The 4,295-nt window shown below is 70.6% G+C and carries 3 protein-coding genes; 2 read left to right on the top strand and 1 reads right to left on the bottom strand.

Features of this window, described 5'->3' with window-relative positions; genetic code table 11:
• Positions 1–2: 2 nt before the first annotated feature.
• Positions 3–1,088 (bottom strand): NAD-dependent epimerase/dehydratase family protein, encoded by a 1,086-nt coding sequence (locus ACWF9Z_RS28015; RefSeq protein WP_453606327.1) that lies wholly within the window; start codon positions 1,086–1,088, stop codon positions 3–5.
• Positions 1,089–1,357: 269 nt separating this feature from the next.
• On the opposite strand from ACWF9Z_RS28015, the gene ACWF9Z_RS28010 reads away from it, so the two are divergent.
• Positions 1,358–1,711 (top strand): DUF805 domain-containing protein, encoded by a 354-nt coding sequence (locus tag ACWF9Z_RS28010; RefSeq protein WP_453606325.1) that lies wholly within the window; start codon positions 1,358–1,360, stop codon positions 1,709–1,711.
• A gap of 224 nt (positions 1,712–1,935) precedes the next feature.
• On the top strand, positions 1,936–4,155 hold the full coding sequence (locus ACWF9Z_RS28005; RefSeq protein WP_453606324.1) for an NADP-dependent isocitrate dehydrogenase: 2,220 nt from the start codon (positions 1,936–1,938) through the stop codon (positions 4,153–4,155).
• Positions 4,156–4,295 lie beyond the last annotated feature (140 nt).

The raw sequence follows: 4,295 nt of genomic DNA, 5'->3' as shown, positions 1-4,295 counted from the left end.
CCTCAAACGCCGGCGGGGCTGGGTTTGTCGGCGGGGTGGGGGTCGTTGGTGGGGCGGGGTGGGGTGTTCTGGGGGCGTTGGGGGGCGTGGGCGAATTCCTTCATGCCGTCCGTGAAGGCGACACGGGGGAGCCAGCCGAGGTCCGCGCGCAGGCGTCGGGAGTCGGCCGTGATGTGGCGGACGTCGCCGAGGCGGAACTCGCCGGTGACCACGGGGAGGGGGCCGCCGTGGGCCACGGCGAGGGCGGTGGCCATCACGCCGACCGTGTGGGGGCTGCCGCTGCCGGTGTTGTACGGCGTGCACACCCCGAGCGGTGCGGCCGCGGCCTCCAGCGCCAGGGCGTTGGCCTCCGCGACGTCCCGCACGTGGACGAAGTCCCGCCGCTGGCCGCCGTCTTCGTACACCTGCGGCGCCTCGCCCCGGGCCAGCGAGGAGCGGAAGAAGGACGCCACCCCCGCGTACGGGGTGTCGCGCGGCATCCCCGGCCCGTACACGTTGTGGTAGCGCAGCGCCACCGCCCGGCCGTCCACGCACCGGGCCCACGACGCCGCCAGGTGCTCCTGCGCCAGCTTCGTCGTCGCGTAGACGTTGCGGGGGTCGGTCGGAGCGTCCTCGTCCACCAGCCCGGGCGCCAGCTCCGCGCCGCAGAGCGGGCAGCGGGGTTCGAAGCGCCCGGCGGCCAAGTCCGCCACCCGGCGCGGGCCCGGGCGGACGACCCCGTGCCGGGGGCACGCGTAGCGCCCCTCGCCGTAGACCACCATCGAGCCCGCCAGCACCAGGGTGCGGACCCCGCGGTCCGCCATCGCGGCGAGCAGCACCGCCGTGCCCAGGTCGTTGTGGGAGACGTAGGCCGGGGCGTCCGCGAAGTCCTTGCCGAGGCCGACCATCGCCGCCTGGTGGCAGACGGAGTCGACCCCGCGCAGGGCGGCCCGTACGGCCTCGGGGTCTCGCACGTCGGCCCGTACGAACGCTCCGCCGTCCGCGGGGGGCACGAGGTCCAGGACGACCGGATCGTGGCCGCGAAGACGCAGAGTGGTAACGATGTGGGAGCCGATGAACCCGGCTCCGCCGGTGACGAGTACGCGCATGGCGGCGACGCTACGGACCGCAGCCGTCCGAAGGGGGCTCCCACGCCCTGACGTAAGACTTCCGTCAGCTCATTGCGTCACGTTCTGTGAGGATATGGGACCGGTGGGTTCCGAGTTACGTCCGTTACTCATGTGTTTAGGGCGACGAGGGCCGAAAAGTAACCCTTCTGGTGCCTTGCCAACTGGCTTGACCGCGACGTAAGCGGGGCATAAATTCTGCCCCGGCTTGCTCCATCAGGACGGGCCGACGAACCGCCCTGGGGGGACCCATGCACTACTACACCGACGTTCTGAAGAAGTACGCCGACTTCTCCGGCCGCGCGCGCCGCCAGGAGTTCTGGATGTTCTTCCTCTTCAACCTGGGCGTCGCCATCGTCGTCGCCATCATCGACGCCGTCATCGGCGCCAACATGGTGATCTACGGGCTCTACATCCTCGCGATCATCGTCCCCTGCATCGCGCTCACCGTTCGTCGACTCCACGACCTCGGCAAGTCCGGCGCCTGGTACTTCATCGCCTTCGTGCCGCTCATCGGCGGCATCTGGCTGCTGGTCCTGACGGCCACCGAGGGTCAGCCGACCCCGAACCAGTACGGCCCGAGCCCGAAGGCCGTCCACGCCTGAGCAGGCCCCTGAGCGGTGGTGCGTGAGCGCCGCCACCGGCTGGAAACAGCCGGTGGCGGCGCTTTCGCCGTTTCCGGCCCCAGGAGGGGCTCCTCGTCACCGAACGTGACACGCGTCTCGTCCCGGCTTGCTCGGGGGGCTGTCCAGACCGGCCCGATCACGAGATATCTTGATGTCGAGCAATGTTGCAGACGAGAGACGCAGACTGTGGAGCGGAGCATCCGGTGACTGACTCGACCATCATCTACACGCACACTGACGAGGCCCCGGCCCTCGCGACGTATTCGTTCCTGCCTGTCATCCAGGCGTACGCGTCGACGGCCGGTGTGAATGTCGAGACCCGTGACATCTCCCTGGCCGGTCGGATCATCGCCAGCTTCCCGGAGTACCTGGAAGAGGGCCAGCGGATCGCGGACGCCCTCGCCGAGCTCGGCGAACTGGCGAAGACCCCGGGCGCCAACATCATCAAGCTGCCCAACGTCTCGGCCTCGATCCCGCAGCTCAAGGCCGCGGTCGCCGAGCTCCAGGGCCAGGGTTACGCGCTCCCGGACTACCCGGACGACCCGAAGAGCGACGAGGAGCGCGAGAACCGCGCCCGTTACGACAAGATCAAGGGCAGCGCCGTCAACCCGGTCCTGCGCGAGGGCAACTCCGACCGCCGCGCTCCCGCCTCGGTCAAGAACTACGCCAAGGCGCACCCGCACCGCATGGGCGCCTGGGTCCCCGAGTCGAAGACGAATGTCGCCACGATGGGCGCCGACGACTTCCGCTCCACCGAGAAGTCCGCCGTGATCACCGAGGCCGGCACGCTGCGCATCGAGCACGTCGCCGCCGACGGCGCCGTCACCGTGCTGCGCGAGTCCGTACCGGTACTCTCCGGCGAGGTCGTGGACGCCTCCGTCCTGCACGTCGACGAGCTGCGCACCTTCCTCAACACCCAGATCGAGCGCGCCAAGGCCGAGGACGTCCTGTTCTCCGTGCACCTCAAGGCCACGATGATGAAGGTCTCCGACCCGATCATCTTCGGCCACGTGGTCCGCGCCTTCTTCCCGAAGACCTTCGCCCGCTACGGCGAGACCCTGGCCGCCGCCGGCCTGTCCCCGAACGACGGTCTCGGCACCATCCTGAACGGCCTGGGCGCGCTGCCCGACGCCGACGCGATCAAGGCCTCGTTCGACGCCGAGATCGCCGAGGGCCCGGCCCTCGCGATGGTCGACTCCGACAAGGGCATCACCAACCTGCACGTCCCGTCCGACGTCATCGTCGACGCCTCGATGCCGGCCATGATCCGCACCTCCGGCCACATGTGGGGCCCGGACGGCGCCGAGGCCGACACGCTCGCCGTCCTCCCGGACAGCAGCTACGCCGGCGTCTACCAGGTCGTCATCGACGACTGCCGCGCGCACGGCGCGTACGACCCGTCCACGATGGGCTCGGTGCCGAACGTCGGCCTCATGGCCCAGAAGGCCGAGGAGTACGGCAGCCACGACAAGACCTTCGAGCTGGCCGCCGCGGGCACCGTCCGCGTCGTCGACGCCTCGGGCGCCACGGTCCTGGAGCAGGAGGTCGCCGCCGGCGACATCTTCCGCGCCTGCCAGACCAAGGACGCGCCGATCCAGGACTGGGTCAAGCTCGCCGTCACCCGCGCCCGCGCCACCGGCGTCCCGGCCGTCTTCTGGCTCGACGAGGGCCGCGCGCACGACGCGCAGCTGATCGCCAAGGTCAAGACGTACCTCGCCGACCACGACACCGAGGGTCTGACCATCAAGATCCTCTCCCCGGTCGAGGCCACGAAGTACTCCCTGGAGCGCATCCGCCGCGGCGAGGACACCATCTCGGTGACCGGCAACGTGCTGCGCGACTACCTGACCGACCTCTTCCCGATCCTGGAGCTGGGCACCAGCGCCAAGATGCTGTCGGTCGTCCCGCTGATGAACGGCGGCGGCCTCTTCGAGACCGGCGCCGGCGGCTCCGCCCCGAAGCACGTGCAGCAGCTCGTCAAGGAGAACTACCTGCGCTGGGACTCGCTCGGCGAGTTCCTCGCGCTGGCGGTCTCCTTCGAGCACCTCGCCACCACCACGGGCAACGCCCGCGCCCAGGTCCTCGCGGACACCCTGGACCGTGCGACCGGCACCTTCCTCAACGAGGACAAGTCGCCGAGCCGCAAGCTGGGCGGCATCGACAACCGCGGCAGCCACTTCTACCTCGCCCTGTACTGGGCGCAGGAGCTGGCGCGCCAGACCGCCGACCCGAAGCTGGCCGCCGCGTTCGACCCGCTGGCCAAGACGCTGGCCGAGTCCGAGGAGAAGATCGTCGGCGAGCTCATCGCCGTCCAGGGCTCCCCGGCCGAGATCGGCGGCTACTACCAGCCCGACGCCGCCAAGGCCTCGGCGATCATGCGGCCGTCCGAGACGCTGAACCAGGCGCTCGCGATCCTCGGCTGAGGTCCACCGCAGCACCGCACCACCGCACCACCGTTGAACGGGTCAGCCCCGGCCGGCAGCGGGGGGGGGGGCGGCGGCCGGGGGGGGGGGGTCGGGCCACAAGCCTCTTGTGGAGTCGCGCGCCGGGCGGGGGGCGCCCC

The organism is Streptomyces sp. NPDC054961, from assembly GCF_053609145.1.
This window is presented reverse-complemented; position numbering and strand designations above follow the sequence as displayed.